Here is a 426-nt window from a genome sequence, read left to right as displayed (position 1 = left end):
TATAAGAGACAGCGCCCGGCCCGTGCATCGCGCGGAGCCGCGCCTCGTGCTCGGCGAACGCGGCGACCGTCGGCGGGATCGAGGGGTGAGCCATCGGGGCGGACCGTAGTCACCTGCCGGCGAGGCCCGGGTTACATCTCGGTGATCACCTGGCCGCCGTCGGTAAACTCTGCGCGCGCGAATGTGACAGGTGCCGCTTCGCGGTCGCGAGGAATCGCGCCCGCGCCTCGGCGTGGTCGACGATCGGGCGCGGATAGTTGCCGCCGAGCGTGACCCCGGCCGCGAGCAGGACCAGCGGCGGCGCGGTCCACGGCGCGTGGATCCACCGCGCCGGCACCTGCGCGAGCTCGGGCACCCAGCGGCGGACGTACGCGCCGTCGGGATCGAACCGCTCGCCCTGGAGCACGGGGTTGAACACCCGGAAGT

Annotated in this window: 1 protein-coding gene; it reads right to left on the bottom strand. The window is 73.0% G+C overall.

Going from position 1 to position 426, the window contains the following annotated elements:
* Window positions 1-145 precede the first annotated feature (145 nt).
* Window positions 146-426: FAD-binding domain-containing protein (locus tag I6F37_RS41240; RefSeq protein ID WP_225154557.1), on the bottom strand; the 281-nt coding region annotated here is incomplete at its 5' end.

The sequence above is a fragment of the Bradyrhizobium sp. NBAIM08 genome (genome assembly GCF_020193935.1).
Lineage (GTDB): Bacteria > Pseudomonadota > Alphaproteobacteria > Rhizobiales > Xanthobacteraceae > Bradyrhizobium > Bradyrhizobium yuanmingense.
Note: the sequence above shows the minus strand (reverse complement) of the source record. Positions and strands in the feature narration are given on the sequence as shown.